This window comes from Pseudomonas sp. ADAK7 (genome assembly GCF_012935675.1).
Classification (GTDB): domain Bacteria; phylum Pseudomonadota; class Gammaproteobacteria; order Pseudomonadales; family Pseudomonadaceae; genus Aquipseudomonas.
The window spans coordinates 5214891-5235036 of record NZ_CP052861.1 but is presented as its reverse complement, the minus strand read 5'-3'; the positions used below and the strand labels follow the sequence as shown (position 1 = coordinate 5235036).

The window sequence follows — 20146 nt, the reverse complement described above, 5'->3', positions numbered from 1 at the left end:
ATTTCCTGTCGATTCGCTGGGGCGATTACTTGCGGATCGGCTTACGCGGACCTTTACGGGTACGCGCGTTAGTCTTGGTACGCTGACCGCGCACTGGAAGACCACGACGATGACGCAGACCGCGATAGCAACCGAGGTCCATCAAACGCTTGATTTTCATGTTGATTTCGCGACGCAGGTCACCTTCAGTGGTGAACTTCGCCACTTCGCCACGCAGCTGTTCAATCTGCTCGTCGCTCAGATCTTTGATCTTTGCGGCTGGGTTTACCCCAGTCACTGCACAAATCTTCTGTGCAGTAGTGCGACCAACACCATAGATGTAGGTCAGCGAGATAACAGTATGCTTGTTATCTGGAATGTTAACGCCTGCAATACGGGCCATTCAGTGGGACTCCAATTGACAGCTACCTACGCCCCGGAAGCCAAGAAATAGGGCGCGAGATAATATCGCTGTAATAACAAATAATCAACCCGGCAGCGCACTAGCTGCCGGGCTTGAAGCACAATCACACTCAGCCTTGGCGCTGTTTGTGACGCGGTTCCGCGCTGCAAATTACTCGAACAACACCTTCGCGGCGAATAATCTTGCAGTTACGGCACAGCTTTTTCACCGATGCACGAACTTTCATCACCAACTCCTCGAACCTTATGGGTACCTCAGCGCAACATGCCGCTGCCGTAACCCTTCAGGTTGGCTTTCTTCATCAGGGATTCGTACTGGTGCGAAACGAGGTGCGATTGTACTTGGGACATGAAGTCCATCACAACCACGACGACGATCAGCAACGAGGTCCCGCCAAGGTAGAACGGTACGTTTGCTGCAACCACCAGGAACTGGGGCAGCAGGCACACGGCCGTCATGTAAAGAGCACCGAACATGGTCAAACGAGTCAGAACGCCATCAATGTAGCGCGCAGACTGCTCGCCTGGACGGATGCCCGGAATAAAGGCACCGGACTTCTTCAGGTTTTCCGCTACGTCTTTCGGATTGAACATCAACGCCGTATAGAAGAAGCAGAAGAAAATAATCCCTGCACTAAACAGCAGAATATTCAACGGCTGACCAGGAGCGATCGACTGCGAGATGTCCTGCAACCAGCCCATACCTTCAGACTGACCGAACCAGGCACCCAACGAAGCCGGGAACAGCAAAATGCTGCTCGCGAAAATAGCCGGAATAACACCGGCCATGTTCACCTTCAGCGGCAAGTGGCTAGTCTGCGCAGCAAAGACCTTGCGGCCCTGCTGACGCTTGGCGTAGTGAACAGCAATACGACGCTGACCACGCTCAATGAACACCACGAAACCGATAATCGCTACTGCCAGCAAACCGATGGCTACCAGGGCGAAGATGTTGATATCACCCTGCCGCGCAGACTCGAAAGACTGCCCGATCGCTCTCGGAAGACCGGCGACGATACCCGAAAAAATCAACATCGAGATACCGTTGCCAACACCACGCTCAGTAATCTGCTCACCCAGCCACATCATGAACATCGCACCAGCCACAAAAGTGGATACCGCGACGAAATGGAAGCCAAAGTCACCAGTGAACGCAACACCCTGCCCTGCCAGACCAATGGACATGCCAATAGCCTGAACGAGAGCGAGGATGACAGTGCCGTAGCGGGTGTACTGGCTGATCTTGCGACGGCCAGCTTCACCTTCCTTCTTCAACTGCTCCAGCTGCGGGCTGACGGCTGTCATCAGTTGCATGATGATCGATGCCGAAATATACGGCATGATCCCCAGTGCAAAGATGCTCATCCGCTCCAGCGCGCCGCCGGAAAACATGTTGAACAAGCTAAGAATGGTCCCCTCATTCTGTCGAAACAGGTCCGCGAGTCGGTCCGGGTTAATACCTGGAACCGGGATGTGTGCGCCTATTCGGTAGACGATAATCGCCAGGAACAGAAAACGCAGACGAGCCCAGAGTTCAGACATACCGCCTTTGCCGAGCGCAGAGAGAGCACCTTGCTTAGCCATTTATTCCTCGAACTTGCCGCCAGCTGCTTCGATAGCCGCACGCGCACCTTTGGTGGCGCCGATTCCCTTTCCGATGGTGACAGCGCGAGTAACTTCGCCGGACAGCATGATTTTCACACGCTGTACGTTGACGTTAATCACGTTGGCATCTTTCAGGGACTGCACGGTGACGATGTCGCCTTCCACTTTGGCCAGCTCGGACAAACGCACTTCTGCGCGATCCATGGCTTTCAGGGAAACGAAACCGAACTTCGGCAGGCGACGATGCAGCGGCTGTTGACCGCCTTCAAAGCCTGGAGCAATGGTGCCACCGGAGCGGGAGGACTGACCTTTGTGGCCACGGCCACCGGTCTTGCCCAAACCACTACCGATACCACGGCCCGGACGATGCTTTTCGCGACGGGAACCCGGCGCTGGACTCAGATCATTGAGTTTCATCGATTAACCCTCGACACGCAGCATGTAGTAAGCCTTGTTGATCATCCCGCGATTCTCGGGAGTATCAAGTACTTCTACAGTGTGACCGATGCGACGCAGACCCAGACCCTTAACGCACAGTTTGTGGTTAGGGATGCGGCCGGTCATGCTTTTGATCAGCGTAACTTTAACGGTAGCCATGATCAGAAGATCTCCTTGACGCTTTTGCCACGCTTGGCGGCAATGGATTCAGGAGACTGCATAGCTTTCAAACCTTTGAAAGTGGCGTGAACCACGTTTACCGGGTTAGTCGAGCCGTAGCATTTGGCCAGAACGTTCTGAACGCCAGCAACTTCGAGGACAGCACGCATAGCGCCGCCAGCGATGATACCGGTACCTTCAGAAGCAGGCTGCATGTACACCTTCGAAGCGCCGTGACCGGACTTCATTGCGTACTGCAGAGTGGTGCCGTTCAGATCAACTTGGATCATGTTGCGACGAGCAGCTTCCATTGCCTTCTGGATCGCGGCAGGCACTTCACGTGACTTGCCACGGCCGAAGCCAACACGCCCTTTACCATCACCAACCACGGTCAACGCGGTGAAAGTGAAGATACGGCCGCCTTTTACGGTTTTGGCTACGCGGTTAACTTGAACCAGCTTCTCAATGTAGCCTTCGTCGCGCTTTTGGTCGTTATTTGACATAACTTAGAACTCCAGCCCAGCTTCACGAGCAGCATCAGCCAGCGCCTTGACGCGGCCATGGTACTTGAAGCCAGAGCGGTCGAAAGCCACCTGCGAGACGCCAGCGGCTTTAGCACGCGTAGCGACCAGCTGGCCAACCTTAGTGGCCGCGTCGATGTTGCCAGTGGCGCCATCACGCAGTTCTTTATCCAAAGTCGAGGCAGATGCCAGGACTTTGTTGCCGTCGGCCGAAATGACCTGGGCGTAGATGTGCTGCGACGAGCGGAACACGCAGAGACGCACGACTTCGAGTTCGTGCATTTTCAGGCGTGCTTTGCGAGCGCGACGCAGTCGAGTAACTTTTTTGTCGGTCATTTGCTATGCCCTACTTCTTCTTGGCTTCTTTACGACGGACGACTTCGTCCGCGTAGCGCACACCTTTGCCTTTGTACGGCTCTGGTGGACGGAAGTCGCGGATCTCGGCGGCCACTTGACCTACCAGCTGCTTATCGATGCCCTTGATCAGGATATCGGTCTGGCTAGGAGTCTCAGCGGTGATGCCTTCCGGCAGTTCATAATCCACTGGGTGCGAGAAGCCAAGAGCCAGGTTCAGCACTGTGCCTTTTGCTTGCGCCTTGTAACCAACACCGACCAGCTGGAGCTTGCGCTCGAAGCCTTGGCTTACGCCTTGGACCATGTTGTTTACCAACGCACGAGTGGTACCAGCCATTGCGCGAGTTTGTTGATCGCCATTGCGAGCAGCGAAACGCAGCTCACCAGCTTCTTCAACGATCTCAACGGACGAATGGATGTTCAGTTCGAGAGTGCCCTTGGCACCCTTCACCGAAAGCTGTTGGCCTGCGAATTTGACTTCGACACCGGCTGGCAGCTTAACGGGGTTCTTAGCGACGCGTGACATGCTTATCCCCCCTTAGAACACAGTGCAAAGAACTTCGCCGCCGACACCGGCAGCGCGCGCAGCACGATCCGTCATCACACCTTTGTTGGTGGAGACGATAGACACACCGAGACCGCCACGAACTTTTGGCAGATCATCGACGGACTTGTACTGACGCAGGCCTGGACGGCTAACGCGCTTCACTTCCTCGATGACCGGACGGCCTTCGAAGTACTTCAGCTCGATGGACAGCAGTGGTTTGATTTCGCTGCTGATCTGATAACCCGCAATGTAACCTTCGTCCTTCAGGACTTTGGCAACAGCTACCTTCAAAGTAGAAGATGGCATGCTTACGACGGACTTTTCAGCCATCTGGGCATTACGGATTCGAGTTAGCATGTCCGCTAACGGGTCCTGCATACTCATGGGCTAGACGCTCCTAATACAAAAAAATTAGCCTTGCGGCTACTACTTGTCGCCGAGGTCATCCATGCGGAAAAAGCACGGGCTCAGGCGAGCCGGGTATTCTAGACACACCCCACAAATGAATCAAGCCCCAAAAGGGGCTTGATTCAAGTTCAAGGTCACCGGCGGTCAGGATCTTGCGATCCCGAACACCGAGACTTTGACAGTGCTTACCAGCTGGCTTTAACCAGACCAGGTACGTCACCACGCATTGCAGCTTCACGCAATTTGTTACGGCCGAGGCCGAACTTGCGGTAAACGCCGTGTGGACGACCGGTCAGGCGGCAGCGGTTACGCATGCGCGAAGCGCTTGCGTCACGTGGCTGCTTCTGCAGAGCTACTGTAGCTTCCCAACGTGCTTCTGGACTTGCGTTCAGATCAACGATGATAGCTTTCAGTGCTGCACGCTTTTTGGCGTACTTGGCAACCGTGAGCTGACGCTTCAGCTCGCGGTTTTTCATGCTCATCTTGGCCATTTTCCTACTCCAATCAGTTGCGGAACGGGAATTTGAAAGCACGCAGCAGCGCGCGACCTTCATCATCGTTCTTGGCAGTGGTGGTCAGGGTAATGTCCAGACCGCGGAGAGCATCGATCTTGTCGTAGTCGATTTCCGGGAAGATGATCTGCTCTTTAACGCCCATGCTGTAGTTACCACGACCATCGAAGGACTTGGCATTCAGGCCGCGGAAGTCGCGAACCCGAGGCAGGGAGATCGACAGCAGACGATCCAGGAATTCATACATACGCTCACGGCGCAGAGTCACTTTGACGCCGATCGGCCAACCTTCACGGACTTTAAAGCCAGCGATGGATTTCCGAGCGTAAGTCACAACGACTTTCTGACCGGTGATCTTTTCCAGGTCAGCAACAGCGTGCTCGATGACTTTTTTGTCACCGACCGCTTCGCCCAGACCCATGTTCAGGGTGATCTTTGTAACGCGTGGAACTTCCATCACGTTCGAAAGCTTAAGTTCTTCCTTAAGCTTCGGTGCGATTTCCTTCCAGTAAATCTCTTTTAGTCGTGCCATGGTCTTCTACCTAGCAGTGTTCAAGCATCAACCGCTTTTTGGGTCGACTTGAAGACACGAATTTTCTTGCCGTCTTCTACTTTGAAACCAACGCGATCAGCCTTGTTGGTTTCGCCGTTGAAAATGGCGACGTTAGAAGCGTCCAGTGGAGCTTCTTTTTCGACGATACCGCCTTGTACGCCCGACATCGGGTTAGGCTTGGTATGACGCTTAACCAGGTTCAGACCACCAATAACCAGACGGTTATTAGCGAGAACCTTAAGCACCTTACCGCGCTTACCTTTGTCTTTGCCGGCGATCACGATGATCTCGTCGTCACGACGAATCTTTTGCATGTCGGATCTCCTTACAGCACTTCTGGGGCGAGCGAGACGATCTTCATGAACTTCTCAGTACGAAGTTCACGGGTCACTGGCCCAAAGATACGGGTGCCGATCGGCTCTTGCTTGTTGTTCAGAAGAACAGCAGCGTTGCCATCAAAGCGGATAATGGAGCCATCGGCACGGCGTACGCCGTGACGAGTGCGGACTACAACAGCAGTCATCACTTGGCCTTTTTTCACTTTACCGCGAGGAATTGCTTCCTTAACGGTAACTTTGATGATGTCACCGATACCAGCGTAACGACGATGGGAGCCACCCAGCACCTTGATGCACATAACGCGGCGTGCGCCGCTGTTATCGGCCACATCGAGCATGGATTGAGTCTGAATCATATAATTTCTCCGACCCCTAGTCCTTAGACTTCCACAGCGCGTTCGAGAACATCAACCAGCGCCCAAGACTTAGTCTTGGCCAAAGGACGAGTTTCACGAATAGTGACTTTGTCGCCGATGTGGCACTGATTGGTTTCGTCGTGCGCGTGCAGCTTAGTCGAACGCTTAACGTATTTACCGTAGATCGGGTGCTTTACGCGACGCTCGATCAGAACGGTGATGGTCTTGTCCATTTTGTCGCTGACAACACGGCCAGTCAGCGTACGGACGGTTTTTTCGGCTTCAGCCATGATTACTTACCTGCCTGCTGTTTGAGCACAGTCTTCACGCGAGCGATGTCACGCTTAACTTGCCGGAGCAGGTGAGACTGCCCCAACTGGCCAGTTGCTTTCTGCATACGCAGATTGAACTGGTCGCGCAGCAGGCCGAGCAGTTGCTCGTTAAGCTGCGGCGCGTCTTTTTCACGAAGTTCGTTCGCTTTCATCACATCACCGTCCGTTTAACAAAGGCGGTGGCGAGCGGCAGCTTTGCAGCAGCCAGGGCAAAAGCCTCACGCGCCAGCTCTTCAGTAACGCCCTCGATTTCATACAGGACTTTGCCTGGCTGAATCTGGGCAACCCAGTACTCCACACTACCCTTACCTTTACCCATCCGAACTTCGAGTGGCTTTTTGGAAATAGGCTTGTCCGGGAATACACGGATCCAGATCTTGCCGCCACGTTTAACGTGACGGGTCAGAGCACGACGCGCTGACTCGATCTGACGAGCGGTGAGACGACCACGAGCTACAGACTTCAGCGCGAACTCGCCGAAGCTGACTTTGCTACCGCGCTGAGCCAGACCACGGTTGTGGCCTGTCATCTGCTTGCGGAACTTCGTACGCTTTGGTTGCAACATTTGGCGTACCCCTTACTTAGCAGCTTTTTTACGAGGCGCTGGTGCTTGTGGTTTCAGTTCTTCTTGGCGACCACCAATTACTTCGCCTTTGAAGATCCAAACCTTTACACCGATCACACCGTAAGTGGTGTGAGCTTCGTAGTTGGCATAGTCGATGTCGGCACGCAGGGTGTGCAGTGGCACACGACCTTCGCGATACCATTCAGTACGTGCGATTTCAGCACCGCCGAGACGACCGCTCACTTGGATTTTGATGCCTTTGGCACCAATGCGCATGGCGTTCTGTACAGCGCGCTTCATAGCGCGACGGAACATTACGCGACGCTCCAGCTGCTGAGCTACGCTCTGCGCAACCAACATACCGTCGAGTTCCGGCTTGCGGATTTCTTCGATATTGATGTGCACAGGCACACCCATTTGTTTGGTCAGGTCCTGACGCAGTTTCTCAACATCTTCACCTTTCTTCCCGATAACGATACCTGGACGAGCAGTGTGGATGGTGATACGTGCAGTTTGGGCCGGACGATGGATATCGATACGGCTTACGGACGCGCTTTTTAGTTTGTCTTGGAGATACTCGCGCACCTTCAGATCAGCGAACAAATAGTCCGCATAAGTCCGACCGTCTGCGTACCAGACGGAGGTGTGCTCCTTGACGATTCCCAGGCGAATGCCAATGGGATGTACTTTCTGACCCATCTCTTCGACTCCGTTACTTGTCAGCAACCTTGACAGTGATATGGCAAGACCGCTTGACGATGCGATCAGCACGGCCTTTGGCACGTGGCATGATTCGCTTCAGCGAACGCCCTTCGTTGACGAAAACGGTGCTGACTTTAAGGTCATCAACGTCTGCGCCTTCGTTATGCTCGGCGTTGGCTACGGCCGACTCCAGCACTTTCTTCATGATCTCGGCGGCTTTCTTACTGCTGAAAGCCAACAGGTTGAGCGCTTCGCCCACCTTCTTCCCGCGGATCTGGTCGGCGACCAAGCGGGCTTTCTGGGCGGAGATTCGAGCGCCCGACAACTTAGCGGCTACTTCCATCGTTCCTTACCCCTTAACGCTTGGCTTTCTTGTCTGCCACGTGCCCACGATATGTGCGGGTACCGGCAAACTCGCCTAGTTTGTGGCCGACCATGTCTTCGTTCACGAGAACTGGAACATGTTGACGACCGTTATGCACAGCAATGGTCAAACCGACCATTTGTGGCAGGATCATAGAACGGCGCGACCAGGTCTTAACTGGTTTGCGATCGTTCTTTTCCGCCGCCACTTCGATCTTCTTCAGTAGGTGAAGATCAATAAAAGGACCTTTTTTCAGAGAACGTGGCACTGTCGTATCCCTCTATTTACTTGCGACGACGGACGATCATTTTGTCGGTACGCTTATTACCACGAGTCTTCGCGCCCTTAGTCGGGAAGCCCCATGGCGATACCGGATGACGACCACCAGAGGTACGACCTTCACCACCACCATGTGGGTGGTCAACCGGGTTCATGGCAACACCACGAACGGTTGGGCGAACGCCACGCCAGCGTTTGGCACCAGCTTTACCCAGCGAACGCAGGCTGTGCTCGGAGTTCGAGACTTCACCCAGGGTCGCGCGGCATTCAGCCAGCACTTTACGCATCTCACCAGAACGCAGACGCAGGGTCACGTAGACACCTTCACGAGCGATCAGCTGAGCCGAAGCACCAGCGGAACGAGCGATTTGCGCGCCTTTACCTGGCTTCAATTCGATGCCGTGTACGGTGCTACCAACTGGAATGTTACGCAGTTGCAGAGCGTTGCCCGGCTTGATCGGCGCCAAAGCACCTGCGATCAGCTGGTCGCCAGCACTCACGCCTTTAGGGGCGATGATGTAGCGGCGCTCGCCATCTGCGTACAGCAGCAGAGCGATGTGAGCAGTACGGTTTGGATCGTATTCAATACGCTCGACAGTGGCAGAAATGCCATCTTTGTCGTTGCGACGGAAATCGACCAGACGATAATGCTGCTTATGGCCACCACCGATGTGACGAGTGGTAATGCGACCATTGTTGTTACGACCACCAGTCTTCGATTTTTTCTCGAGCAGCGGTGCGTGAGGAGCGCCTTTATGCAGCTCCTGGTTGACCACCTTGACCACAAAACGGCGGCCAGGGGAAGTCGGTTTGCATTTAACGATTGCCATGATGCACCCCTTCCTTACTCAGCACTGCTGCTGAAATCGAGATCTTGGCCTGGCTGAAGGGAGATAACTGCCTTCTTCCAGTCATTACGCTTGCCCAGACCGCGAGCAGTGCGCTTGCTCTTACCCAGAACATTCAGGGTAGTAACACGCTCTACTTTCACGCTGAACAGGCTTTCGACGGCCTTCTTGATTTCCAGCTTGGTTGCGTCAGTTGCAACCTTGAAAACGAACTGGCCTTTCTTGTCAGCCAGAACCGTAGCCTTTTCGGAAACGTGCGGGCCAAGCAGAACTTTAAATACGCGTTCCTGGTTCATCCCAGCAGCTCCTCGAATTTCTTCACGGCCGACACGGTGATCAACACCTTGTCGTATGCGATCAGACTAACTGGATCGGAACCTTGAACGTCACGTACATCAACGTGTGGCAGGTTACGAGCAGCCAGGTACAGGTTCTGATCAACTACTTCAGACACGATCAAGACGTCAGTCAGGCCCATGCCAGTCAGTTTGTTCAGCAGATCTTTGGTCTTCGGTGCATCAACAGCGAAGTCCTGAACCACGACCAGACGATCAGTACGCACCAGCTCAGCAAGGATGGAACGCATTGCTGCGCGATACATCTTCTTGTTCAGCTTCTGGGTGTGATCCTGAGGACGAGCTGCGAAAGTGGTACCGCCGCCGCGCCAGATTGGGCTACGGATAGTACCGGCACGAGCACGGCCAGTACCTTTCTGACGCCAAGGGCGCTTACCGCCACCACGAACGTCGGAACGGGTCTTTTGCTGCTTGCTACCTTGACGGCCGCCGGCCATGTAGGCCACGACTGCTTGGTGAACCAGCGTCTCGTTGAATTCGCCGCCAAATGTCAGTTCGGAAACTTCGATCGCTTGAGCGTCATTTACATTTAATTGCATGTCAGCTTCCCCTTAACCGCGAGCCTTGGCTGCTGGACGTACAACCAAGTTGCCGCCAGTAGCGCCAGGAACAGCACCCTTGACCAACAACAGATTGCGTTCAGCGTCCACGCGCACTACTTCCAGGGACTGCACGGTCACGCGCTCAGCGCCCATATGACCGGACATTTTTTTGCCCTTGAATACACGACCAGGAGTCTGGCACTGGCCGATAGAGCCTGGAACGCGGTGGGACACGGAGTTACCGTGGGTATTATCTTGCCCGCGGAAGTTCCAACGCTTGATCGTACCCTGGAAGCCTTTACCTTTGGACTGACCGGTTACATCAACCAGTTGACCAGCGGCGAAGATTTCAGCGTTGATCAGATCGCCGGCCTGGTACTCGCCTTCTTCAAGGCGGAATTCCATTACGGTACGACCAGCGGCAACGTTCGCTTTAGCGAAGTGGCCAGCTTGAGCAGCTGTAACACGCGAAGCACGACGCTCACCTACAGTGACTTGCACTGCACGATAGCCATCGGTCTCTTCAGTTTTGAACTGGGTGACGCGATTCGGTTCGATCTCAATGACCGTGACCGGAATGGAGACACCTTCTTCGGTGAAAATACGGGTCATACCGCATTTACGACCGACTACACCAATAGTCATGTTGTAAACCTCATGAGTGTACGGGGCTTTCACCCGCTATGGCCGCCCATTTCAGAGCGTTACACGACTAAGACCGAGTCTTAGCCGAGGCTGATCTGCACTTCCACACCGGCCGCAAGATCAAGCTTCATAAGAGCATCAACGGTTTTATCCGTTGGCTGGACGATGTCCAGAACGCGCTTATGAGTACGGATCTCGTACTGGTCACGCGCGTCTTTGTTGACGTGCGGGGAGACCAGAACGGTGAACCGCTCTTTACGGGTAGGCAGTGGAATTGGACCACGCACTTGAGCACCAGTACGTTTCGCGGTTTCCACGATTTCCTGGGTGGATTGGTCGATCAGGCGATGGTCAAAAGCCTTCAACCTGATACGGATTTGCTGATTTTGCATTGGATTTCAGACTCCGGCTGCTATTCCCAGCGAGCGCAATACGCCCGTTAAAAGGAGGCGCAATTCTATAGACGGGTTTCTACAGTGTCAACCCAATAAAAAAGCCCCCGCTAGGCGGGGGCTTTTTCAAGTCATCACTTATTAAGCGATGATTTTGGCTACGACGCCAGCGCCGACGGTACGACCGCCTTCACGAATAGCGAAACGCAGACCATCTTCCATTGCGATGGTTTTGATCAGGGTGACAACCATTTTGATGTTGTCGCCTGGCATTACCATTTCAACGCCTTCCGGCAGTTCGCAGTTACCGGTCACGTCAGTGGTCCGGAAGTAGAACTGTGGACGGTAGCCTTTGAAGAACGGAGTGTGGCGACCGCCTTCTTCTTTGCTCAACACGTACACTTCAGCTTCGAAGGTAGTGTGCGGCTTAACCGAACCTGGCTTGACCAGAACCTGGCCACGCTCAACGTCGTCACGCTTGGTGCCGCGCAGCAGCACGCCGCAGTTCTCGCCAGCACGACCTTCGTCGAGCAGCTTACGGAACATTTCAACACCGGTGCAGGTGGTGACGGTAGTGTCACGCAGACCAACGATTTCCAGTGGATCCTGAACCTTGACGATACCGCGCTCGATACGGCCAGTTACAACAGTACCGCGACCGGAGATCGAGAATACGTCTTCGATTGGCATCAGGAACGGCTTGTCGATAACACGGACTGGATCTGGGATGTAGCTGTCCAGAGTCTCAACCAGTTTACGAACGGCAGTGGTGCCCATTTCGTTGTCGTCTTGGCCGTTCAGAGCCATCAGAGCCGAACCGATGATGATCGGAGTGTCGTCACCTGGGAAGTCGTAAGTGCTCAGCAGATCGCGCACTTCCATCTCAACCAGTTCCAGCAGCTCAGCGTCGTCTACCATGTCAGCCTTGTTCAGGAAGACAACGATGTACGGAACGCCAACCTGACGGGACAGCAGGATGTGCTCACGGGTTTGTGGCATCGGACCATCAGCGGCCGAACAAACCAGGATAGCGCCGTCCATTTGAGCAGCACCGGTGATCATGTTCTTCACATAGTCAGCGTGACCTGGGCAGTCAACGTGAGCGTAGTGACGGATCAGCGAGTTGTATTCAACGTGAGCGGTGTTGATGGTGATACCACGAGCCTTTTCTTCTGGAGCGCTGTCGATTTTATCGAAAGCAACTACAGCGGAACCGAAAACTTCGGAGCAGACGCGAGTCAGAGCAGCGGTCAGCGTGGTTTTACCGTGGTCGACGTGACCGATGGTGCCAACGTTGACGTGCGGGAGGGTACGGTCAAATTTTTCTTTAGCCACGACAATTAACTCCTAGCCTAAAGGGGCTGAATCAGCCTTGTTTTTTGGTAACGGTTTCGACGATGTGCGACGGAGCCGTATTGTATTTTTTGAATTCCATAGAGTAGCTTGCGCGACCTTGGGACATGGAACGAACGTCGGTTGCGTAACCGAACATCTCACCCAACGGAACCTCGGCGCGAATCACTTTGCCGGAGACCGTGTCTTCCATACCCAGGATCATGCCGCGACGACGGTTAAGGTCGCCCATCACGTCACCCATATAGTCTTCAGGCGTAACAACCTCTACCGCCATGATCGGCTCAAGCAACTCACCACCGCCCTTCTGGGCCAGTTGCTTGGTCGCCATGGAAGCAGCCACCTTAAACGCCATCTCGTTGGAGTCGACGTCGTGGTAGGAACCATCAAACACGGTAGCCTTCAGGCCGATCAGCGGATAGCCGGCGACAACGCCGTTCTTCATCTGCTCTTCGATACCCTTCTGGATAGCCGGGATGTATTCCTTAGGAACCACACCACCCACTACTTCGTTCAAGAATTGCAGACCTTCCTGACCTTCGTCAGCAGGAGCAAAACGAATCCAGCAATGACCGAACTGGCCACGACCGCCGGACTGACGAACGAACTTGCCTTCGATTTCGCAACTCTTCGTGATGCGCTCACGGTACGAAACTTGAGGCTTACCGATGTTGGCTTCGACGTTGAACTCACGGCGCATCCGGTCAACCAGGATGTCCAGGTGCAACTCGCCCATGCCGGAGATGATCGTTTGACCAGTCTCTTCATCAGTCTTGACGCGGAAAGACGGGTCTTCCTGAGCAAGTTTGCCCAGAGCGATACCCATTTTTTCCTGGTCGTCCTTGGTCTTAGGCTCTACGGCAACCGAAATAACCGGCTCCGGGAAGTCCATGCGAACCAGGATGATTGGCTTGTCAGCGTTGCACAAAGTCTCACCAGTGGTGACGTCCTTCATGCCGATCAAGGCCGCGATGTCACCAGCGCGCACTTCCTTGATTTCTTCACGGGCGTTTGCGTGCATTTGCACCATACGACCCACGCGCTCTTTCTTGCCTTTAACCGAGTTGATCACGCCGTCGCCGGAGGCCAACACGCCCGAGTAAACTCGAACGAAGGTCAAGGTACCCACGAATGGGTCGGTAGCGATCTTGAACGCCAGAGCCGAGAACGGCTCGCTGTCGTCTGCGTGACGCTCCATTTCCTTGGTCTCGTCATCCGGGTCAGTACCCTTGATGGCAGGAATGTCGGTTGGAGCAGGCAGGTAGTCGATAACGGCGTCGAGAACCAGGGGAACACCCTTGTTCTTGAAGGAAGAACCGCAAACAGCCAGAACGATCTCACCAGCGATAGTACGCTGACGCAGAGCGGCCTTGATTTCCGCGTTGGTGAGTTCTTCACCTTCGAGGTACTTGTTCATCAGCTCTTCGCTGGCTTCGGCCGCAGCCTCAACCATGTTACCGCGCCACTCGTCAGCCAGTTCCTGCAGTTCTGCAGGGATAGGCTTACGAACAGGAACCATACCTTTGTCAGCGTCATTCCAGTAAACAGCTTCCATGGCCAACAGATCGATCTGACCCTGGAAGTTGTCTTCGGAACCGATAGCCAACTGGATTGGCACCGGAGTGTGACCCAGACGCTGTTTGATCTGACCGATCACACGCAGGAAGTTCGCACCAGCACGGTCCATCTTGTTTACGTAAACAAGACGTGGAACACCGTACTTGTTGGCTTGACGCCATACGGTTTCCGACTGAGGCTCAACACCCGAGGTACCGCAGAACACAACGACCGCGCCATCGAGAACACGCAGGGAACGCTCAACTTCAATAGTGAAGTCAACGTGGCCCGGGGTGTCGATGACGTTGAAACGGTATTGGTCCTTGTGCTGCTTCTCGGAACCCTGCCAGAAGGCGGTAATAGCAGCAGAAGTAATGGTAATACCACGCTCCTGCTCCTGCACCATCCAGTCTGTGGTCGCGGCGCCGTCATGCACCTCGCCCATTTTGTGACTTTTGCCAGTGTAAAAAAGGACGCGCTCGGTGGTGGTGGTTTTACCAGCATCCACGTGAGCAACGATACCAATGTTACGGTAGCGATTAATCGGTGTAGTACGAGCCATAAAGCCCTCGCAAAATTAGTGACGCTAAAATTAGAAGCGGTAGTGCGAGAAAGCCTTGTTGGCTTCAGCCATACGGTGCACGTCTTCACGCTTCTTAACTGCAGCACCTTTACCTTCAGCGGCATCCAACAGTTCGCCAGCCAAACGCAGAGCCATAGACTTCTCGCCGCGCTTGCGGGCGAAGTCTACCAACCAGCGCATTGCCAGGGCGTTACGACGGGACGGGCGAACTTCGACCGGAACCTGGTAAGTAGCACCGCCTACACGGCGCGACTTCACTTCGACCAGCGGAGCGATGGCGTCGAGAGCTTTCTCGAAGATTTCCAGGGGATCGCTGTTCTTGCGTTCTTTAACCTTTTCCAGCGCGCCATAAACGATACGCTCGGCAACGGCTTTCTTGCCGCTTTCCATAACGTGGTTCATGAACTTGGCCAGGATTTGGCTTCCGTATTTTGGATCGTCAAGCACTTCGCGCTTGGCTGCTACGCGTCTTCTTGGCATGGATAAGCCCTCAAACGGTCTTCAGGTTCGCTCGGAATCGGTGCCCTTTCGGGACGCCTCCGACCTTACTCTTATCGACTCAGAAAAATAGAAAATCAGTTTTTACAAAAAGCCACTACTACTTAGGCTTTTTGGTACCGTACTTCGAACGACCCTGGTTACGACCTTTAACGCCGGAAGTATCCAAAGAACCGCGTACGGTGTGATAACGAACACCTGGCAAGTCTTTTACACGACCGCCGCGGATCAGTACCACGCTGTGCTCTTGCAGGTTGTGGCCTTCACCGCCGATGTACGAGGAAACCTCGAAACCGTTGGTCAGACGCACACGGCATACTTTACGCAGTGCCGAGTTAGGTTTTTTCGGCGTGGTGGTATACACACGGGTGCATACGCCACGACGTTGCGGGCAGTTCTGCAGCGCAGGTACGTCGGATTTCTCGACGATACGCTTACGCGGCTGACGTACCAGCTGGTTGATAGTTGCCATCTACTAGCTCCACTGTTGTCTTGCGACGCTATTGTCTTGCAAGAAAAGCAAAATGGCAGGAACGAATTCCCGCCAAATTTAGGGGTACAAGAGTCTAAAGAGGATCTTGTCCCCAGTCAAGGCAAGGCCCCGACCTCCCCGCTCATCCAACCTCGACAAATTGTCTCGATTCGATGAACGGAACGACCGGGGCCCCACGCTCATTTACCGCAGAACTCAGTTACCGCTCGAGTTCAGTGCTTCGGTCAGTGCAGCTTCCACTTCACTGGCGCTTACGCGCAACGGTTTGTCAGCATCACGGCGACGCTTACGCTCGCTGTGATAAGCCAGACCGGTACCAGCCGGGATCAAACGACCCACGACTACGTTTTCTTTCAGGCCGCGCAAGTAATCGCGCTTGCCGGTTACCGCCGCTTCGGTCAGTACACGAGTGGTTTCCTGGAAGGAAGCCGCCGAGATGAACGATTCGGTGGACAACGACGCCTTGGTGATACCCAACAGCACGCGAGTGAACTTGGAAACGAATTTCTCGTCGCCAGCCAGACGCTCGTTCTCTACCAGAACGTGAGTCAATTCCATCTGGTCGCCCTTGATGAAACTGGAATCGCCGGATTCAGCGATTTCAACTTTACGCAGCATCTGACGCAGGATGGTCTCGATGTGCTTATCGTTGATCTTCACGCCTTGCAGACGATAAACGTCCTGGATCTCGTTCACGATGTACTTGGCCAGCGCACTCACACCCAGCAGACGCAGGATGTCGTGTGGATCGCTCGGGCCGTCGGAGATAACTTCGCCGCGGTTTACCTGTTCGCCTTCGAAGACGTTCAGGTGACGCCACTTCGGAATCAGCTCTTCGTACGGATCGCTACCGTCGTTCGGGGTAATGACCAGACGGCGCTTGCCTTTGGTCTCTTTACCGAACGCGATGGTGCCGCTGACTTCAGCCAGAATCGAGGCTTCTTTCGGACGACGGGCTTCGAACAAGTCGGCAACACGCGGCAGACCACCGGTGATGTCACGGGTTTTCGAAGTTTCTTGCGGGATACGGGCGATAACATCACCGATCGCAACCTGCACACCATCCGCTACACCGACCAGGGCGTTAGCCGGCAGGAAGTACTGAGCCGGTACGTCAGTACCTGGCAGCAGCAGATCCTTGCCATCGACACCGACCATCTTAACGGCAGGACGGATGTCCTTACCGGCAGCTGGACGGTCTTTGGCGTCGAGTACTTCAATGTTGGTCATACCGGTCAATTCGTCAGTCTGACGCTTGATCGTGATGCCTTCTTCCATGCCCACGTAGGTCACGGTACCTTTCATTTCGGTAACGATTGGGTGAGTGTGCGGATCCCACTTGGCCACGATTGCGCCGGCGTCGACCTTGTCACCTTCTTTAACCGAAATCACAGCACCGTACGGCAGCTTGTAACGCTCGCGCTCACGACCGAAGTCATCAGCGATTGCCAGCTCACCGGAACGGGACACAGCAACCAGGCAACCATCCACTCGCTCAACGTGCTTCAGGTTGTGCAGACGGACGGTACCGCCATTTTTCACCTGAACACTGTCGGCTGCGGAGGTCCGGCTTGCCGCACCACCAATGTGGAACGTACGCATGGTCAGCTGGGTACCCGGCTCACCGATGGACTGGGCGGCAATAACGCCGACCGCTTCACCGATGTTCACCTGGTGACCACGAGCCAAATCACGGCCGTAGCACTTGGCGCAAATGCCGTAGCGGGTTTCGCAGCTGATCGGCGAACGCACGATCACTTCGTCGATGCTGTTCAGCTCGATGAATTCGACCCACTTCTCGTCTACCAATGTACCGGCAGGAACGATGATTTCTTCGCTACCCGGCTTGAACACGTCACGGGCAATAACACGACCCAATACGCGCTCACCCAGCGGCTCAACAACGTCACCGCCTTCAATGTGCGGAGTCATTACCAGGCCATGCTCGGTGCCGCAATCGATCTCGGTCACAACCAGATCCTGCGCCACGTCTACCAGACGACGAGTCAGGTAACCGGAGTTCGCAGTTTTCAACGCGGTATCCGCCAAACCTTTACGAGCACCGTGAGTAGAGATGAAGTACTGAAGTACGCTCAAACCTTCACGGAAGTTCGCAGTAATCGGCGTTTCGATGATGGAACCGTCCGGCTTGGCCATCAGGCCACGCATACCGGCGAGCTGACGGATCTGCGCAGCAGAACCCCGTGCGCCCGAGTCGGCCATCATGTACATCGAGTTGAAGGATTCCTGGTCGACTTCGACGCCATGACGGTCGATGACTTTCTCTTTCGAGAGGTTGGCCATCATCGCCTTGGAAACTTCGTCGTTCGCCTTGGACCAAAGGTCGATCACTTTGTTGTACTTCTCGCCCTGGGTTACCAGGCCGGAGGCGTACTGACTCTCGATCTCTTTCACTTCGTCGGTAGCAGCACCGATGATGCGGGCTTTTTCATCCGGGATAACGAAGTCGTTAACACCGATGGAAACGCCGGAAATGGTCGAATAGGCAAAACCGGTGTACATCAACTGGTCAGCGAAGATCACGGTCTCCTTCAAACCAACCACGCGGTAGCACTGGTTGATCAGCTTGGAGATCGCCTTTTTCTTCATCGGCTGGTTGACGACGTCGTACGACAGGCCAGGTGGAACAACCTGGAACAACAGCGCACGGCCGACAGTGGTGTCGACGATACGGGTGTTCTTGACGCTGCCGCCATCACGATCATTGACGGTTTCGTGGATCCGCACTTTGACTTTAGCGTGCAGTGCGGCTTCGCCGGCACGGAACACACGGTCAACTTCTTGCAGATCCGCGAACACACGACCTTCGCCCTTGGCGTTGATCGCTTCACGAGTCATGTAGTACAGACCCAATACAACGTCCTGCGATGGAACGATGATTGGCTCACCGTTGGCTGGCGACAGAATGTTGTTGGTCGACATCATCAACGCACGCGCTTCCAACTGGGCTTCCAGTGTCAGCGGTACGTGCACGGCCATTTGGTCGCCGTCGAAGTCGGCGTTGTACGCAGCACAGACCAGAGGGTGCAGCTGGATAGCCTTACCTTCGATCAGTACCGGTTCAAATGCCTGGATACCCAGACGGTGAAGGGTCGGTGCACGGTTGAGGAGAACCGGGTGTTCACGGATCACTTCTGCGAGAACGTCCCAAACCTCTGGCAGCTCGCGCTCAACCATTTTCTTGGCAGCTTTAATGGTGGTAGCGAGACCACGCATTTCCAGCTTGCCGAAAATGAACGGCTTGAACAGCTCGAGGGCCATTTTCTTCGGCAGACCGCACTGGTGCAGACGCAGGGTCGGACCTACGGTAATTACCGAACGACCGGAGTAGTCAACGCGCTTACCGAGCAAGTTCTGACGGAAACGACCTTGCTTACCCTTGATCATGTCAGCCAGGGATTTCAGAGGACGCTTGTTCGAACCGGTGATAGCGCGGCCACGACGACCGTTGTCGAGCAGTGCATCGACAGCTTCCTGCAACATACGCTTTTCGTTGCGCACGATGATGTCCGGAGCGGACAGATCGAGCAGACGCTTCAAGCGGTTGTTACGGTTGATCACTCGACGATACAGATCGTTGAGGTCGGAAGTCGCGAAGCGACCGCCATCCAGCGGGACCAGTGGACGCAGATCTGGCGGCAGAACCGGCAGAACGGTCAGCACCATCCATTCTGGAAGGTTGCCGGAACCCTGGAAGGCTTCCATCAACTTCAGACGCTTGGACAGCTTCTTGATTTTGGTTTCGGAGTTGGTTTGCGGAATTTCTTCGCGCAGACGGCCAATCTCGTGTTCCAGGTCGATAGCGTGCAGCAGTTCACGGACAGCTTCGGCACCCATGCGGGCATCGAAATCGTCGCCGAACTCTTCCAGCGCTTCGAAGTACTGCTCGTCGTTCAGCAGCTGACCTTTTTCAAGGGTGGTCATGCCCGGGTCGATAACGACATAGCTCTCGAAGTAGAGAACGCGTTCGATATCACGCAGGGTCATATCCATCAGCAAGCCGATACGTGACGGCAGCGATTTCAGGAACCAGATGTGGGCAACCGGCGAAGCCAGTTCGATGTGCGCCATGCGCTCACGACGAACTTTAGCCAGCGCGACTTCAACGCCGCACTTCTCGCAGATCACGCCGCGGTGCTTCAAGCGCTTGTACTTACCGCACAGGCACTCGTAATCCTTTACCGGGCCAAAGATCTTGGCGCAGAACAGGCCGTCACGCTCAGGTTTGAACGTACGGTAGTTGATGGTTTCCGGCTTTTTAACTTCACCGAACGACCACGAACGGATCATCTCAGGCGATGCCAATCCAATACGGATGGCGTCGAACTCTTCGACTTGACCCTGGTTTTTCAGCAAATTCAGTAGGTCTTTCAAGGCCTTTCCTCCTGGCGGAGCAGAGAGCGGGCAATCCTGCCCCGCTCTC

Annotated in this window: 29 protein-coding genes; all 29 read right to left on the bottom strand. The window is 54.6% G+C overall.

What is annotated here, in order from left to right; translation table 11 throughout:
- Positions 1-25: 25 nt before the first annotated feature.
- The 29 genes from rpsM to rpoC all read right to left on the bottom strand — a co-directional run bounded on the left by rpsM (position 26) and on the right by rpoC (position 20097).
- Positions 26-382, bottom strand: a complete 357-nt coding sequence (gene rpsM / locus HKK53_RS24040) for a 30S ribosomal protein S13 (protein WP_003186020.1) — start codon at positions 380-382, stop codon at positions 26-28.
- A gap of 130 nt (positions 383-512) precedes the next feature.
- The gene (gene rpmJ / locus HKK53_RS24035) at positions 513-629 is read right to left on the bottom strand and encodes a 50S ribosomal protein L36 (protein ID WP_002555468.1); all 117 of its coding nucleotides are present in this window, start codon (positions 627-629) and stop codon (positions 513-515) included.
- A 28-nt stretch (positions 630-657) separates the two neighbouring features.
- Positions 658-1986 carry a preprotein translocase subunit SecY gene (secY, locus tag HKK53_RS24030; protein WP_077574735.1) on the bottom strand — a complete coding sequence of 443 codons (1329 nt, stop codon included), beginning with the start codon at positions 1984-1986 and terminating at the stop codon, positions 658-660.
- Positions 1987-2424, bottom strand: coding sequence for a 50S ribosomal protein L15 (rplO, locus tag HKK53_RS24025; protein WP_007896782.1), 438 nt, complete (start codon positions 2422-2424; stop codon positions 1987-1989).
- Positions 2425-2427: 3 nt separating this feature from the next.
- Positions 2428-2604, bottom strand: coding sequence for a 50S ribosomal protein L30 (rpmD, locus tag HKK53_RS24020; RefSeq protein WP_003186033.1), 177 nt, complete (start codon positions 2602-2604; stop codon positions 2428-2430).
- 2 nt (positions 2605-2606) lie between these two features.
- Positions 2607-3107 (bottom strand): 30S ribosomal protein S5, encoded by a 501-nt coding sequence (gene rpsE / locus HKK53_RS24015; RefSeq protein WP_007943782.1) that lies wholly within the window; start codon positions 3105-3107, stop codon positions 2607-2609.
- 3 nt (positions 3108-3110) lie between these two features.
- Positions 3111-3461 (bottom strand): 50S ribosomal protein L18, encoded by a 351-nt coding sequence (gene rplR, locus HKK53_RS24010; protein WP_003186037.1) that lies wholly within the window; start codon positions 3459-3461, stop codon positions 3111-3113.
- Between the two features lie 10 nt (positions 3462-3471).
- Positions 3472-4005 (bottom strand): 50S ribosomal protein L6, encoded by a 534-nt coding sequence (gene rplF, locus HKK53_RS24005; protein ID WP_003176412.1) that lies wholly within the window; start codon positions 4003-4005, stop codon positions 3472-3474.
- 12 nt (positions 4006-4017) lie between these two features.
- The gene (gene rpsH, locus HKK53_RS24000; protein ID WP_003186040.1) at positions 4018-4410 is read right to left on the bottom strand and encodes a 30S ribosomal protein S8; all 393 of its coding nucleotides are present in this window, start codon (positions 4408-4410) and stop codon (positions 4018-4020) included.
- A 209-nt stretch (positions 4411-4619) separates the two neighbouring features.
- Positions 4620-4925 (bottom strand): 30S ribosomal protein S14, encoded by a 306-nt coding sequence (gene rpsN, locus HKK53_RS23995; protein ID WP_003176414.1) that lies wholly within the window; start codon positions 4923-4925, stop codon positions 4620-4622.
- A gap of 13 nt (positions 4926-4938) precedes the next feature.
- Entirely contained in the window at positions 4939-5478 is a 540-nt protein-coding gene (rplE, locus tag HKK53_RS23990) for a 50S ribosomal protein L5 (protein ID WP_003176415.1), read from the bottom strand.
- Positions 5479-5498: 20 nt separating this feature from the next.
- Positions 5499-5813 (bottom strand): 50S ribosomal protein L24, encoded by a 315-nt coding sequence (rplX, locus tag HKK53_RS23985; protein WP_003176416.1) that lies wholly within the window; start codon positions 5811-5813, stop codon positions 5499-5501.
- Between the two features lie 11 nt (positions 5814-5824).
- Complete coding sequence (rplN, locus tag HKK53_RS23980) at positions 5825-6193, bottom strand: 50S ribosomal protein L14 (RefSeq protein ID WP_002555479.1); 369 nt, start codon at positions 6191-6193, stop codon at positions 5825-5827.
- A 23-nt stretch (positions 6194-6216) separates the two neighbouring features.
- Positions 6217-6483, bottom strand: coding sequence for a 30S ribosomal protein S17 (gene rpsQ, locus HKK53_RS23975; protein ID WP_003176419.1), 267 nt, complete (start codon positions 6481-6483; stop codon positions 6217-6219).
- 2 nt (positions 6484-6485) lie between these two features.
- Complete coding sequence (gene rpmC / locus HKK53_RS23970; protein ID WP_008030901.1) at positions 6486-6677, bottom strand: 50S ribosomal protein L29; 192 nt, start codon at positions 6675-6677, stop codon at positions 6486-6488.
- On the bottom strand, positions 6677-7090 hold the full coding sequence (rplP, locus tag HKK53_RS23965; RefSeq protein WP_008145497.1) for a 50S ribosomal protein L16: 414 nt from the start codon (positions 7088-7090) through the stop codon (positions 6677-6679). The genes rpmC and rplP overlap by 1 nt, the downstream gene beginning before the upstream one ends.
- A gap of 12 nt (positions 7091-7102) precedes the next feature.
- Positions 7103-7789 (bottom strand): 30S ribosomal protein S3, encoded by a 687-nt coding sequence (gene rpsC / locus HKK53_RS23960; RefSeq protein WP_003176422.1) that lies wholly within the window; start codon positions 7787-7789, stop codon positions 7103-7105.
- A gap of 13 nt (positions 7790-7802) precedes the next feature.
- The gene (rplV, locus tag HKK53_RS23955; RefSeq protein ID WP_003103908.1) at positions 7803-8135 is read right to left on the bottom strand and encodes a 50S ribosomal protein L22; all 333 of its coding nucleotides are present in this window, start codon (positions 8133-8135) and stop codon (positions 7803-7805) included.
- 13 nt (positions 8136-8148) lie between these two features.
- Positions 8149-8424 (bottom strand): 30S ribosomal protein S19, encoded by a 276-nt coding sequence (gene rpsS, locus HKK53_RS23950; RefSeq protein ID WP_002555486.1) that lies wholly within the window; start codon positions 8422-8424, stop codon positions 8149-8151.
- 16 nt (positions 8425-8440) lie between these two features.
- Complete coding sequence (gene rplB / locus HKK53_RS23945) at positions 8441-9265, bottom strand: 50S ribosomal protein L2 (protein ID WP_003176423.1); 825 nt, start codon at positions 9263-9265, stop codon at positions 8441-8443.
- A 14-nt stretch (positions 9266-9279) separates the two neighbouring features.
- Positions 9280-9579: a 50S ribosomal protein L23 gene (rplW, locus tag HKK53_RS23940; protein ID WP_002555488.1), complete on the bottom strand. Its 300-nt coding sequence runs from the start codon at positions 9577-9579 to the stop codon at positions 9280-9282.
- Entirely contained in the window at positions 9576-10178 is a 603-nt protein-coding gene (rplD, locus tag HKK53_RS23935; protein WP_007896707.1) for a 50S ribosomal protein L4, read from the bottom strand. Before rplD ends, rplW begins: the two co-directional genes overlap by 4 nt.
- A gap of 12 nt (positions 10179-10190) precedes the next feature.
- The gene (rplC, locus tag HKK53_RS23930) at positions 10191-10826 is read right to left on the bottom strand and encodes a 50S ribosomal protein L3 (protein WP_003186059.1); all 636 of its coding nucleotides are present in this window, start codon (positions 10824-10826) and stop codon (positions 10191-10193) included.
- Between the two features lie 80 nt (positions 10827-10906).
- Positions 10907-11218 (bottom strand): 30S ribosomal protein S10, encoded by a 312-nt coding sequence (rpsJ, locus tag HKK53_RS23925; protein ID WP_003186070.1) that lies wholly within the window; start codon positions 11216-11218, stop codon positions 10907-10909.
- Positions 11219-11359: 141 nt separating this feature from the next.
- On the bottom strand, positions 11360-12553 hold the full coding sequence (gene tuf, locus HKK53_RS23920; RefSeq protein WP_008145495.1) for an elongation factor Tu: 1194 nt from the start codon (positions 12551-12553) through the stop codon (positions 11360-11362).
- A 31-nt stretch (positions 12554-12584) separates the two neighbouring features.
- A complete protein-coding gene (fusA, locus tag HKK53_RS23915) occupies positions 12585-14690 on the bottom strand; it encodes an elongation factor G (RefSeq protein ID WP_008145494.1) in 2106 nt (701 codons plus the stop codon).
- A 30-nt stretch (positions 14691-14720) separates the two neighbouring features.
- Entirely contained in the window at positions 14721-15191 is a 471-nt protein-coding gene (gene rpsG / locus HKK53_RS23910) for a 30S ribosomal protein S7 (RefSeq protein WP_002555493.1), read from the bottom strand.
- Between the two features lie 118 nt (positions 15192-15309).
- A complete protein-coding gene (rpsL, locus tag HKK53_RS23905) occupies positions 15310-15681 on the bottom strand; it encodes a 30S ribosomal protein S12 (RefSeq protein ID WP_002555494.1) in 372 nt (123 codons plus the stop codon).
- A 216-nt stretch (positions 15682-15897) separates the two neighbouring features.
- Positions 15898-20097 carry a DNA-directed RNA polymerase subunit beta' gene (gene rpoC / locus HKK53_RS23900; RefSeq protein WP_133840544.1) on the bottom strand — a complete coding sequence of 1400 codons (4200 nt, stop codon included), beginning with the start codon at positions 20095-20097 and terminating at the stop codon, positions 15898-15900.
- Positions 20098-20146 lie beyond the last annotated feature (49 nt).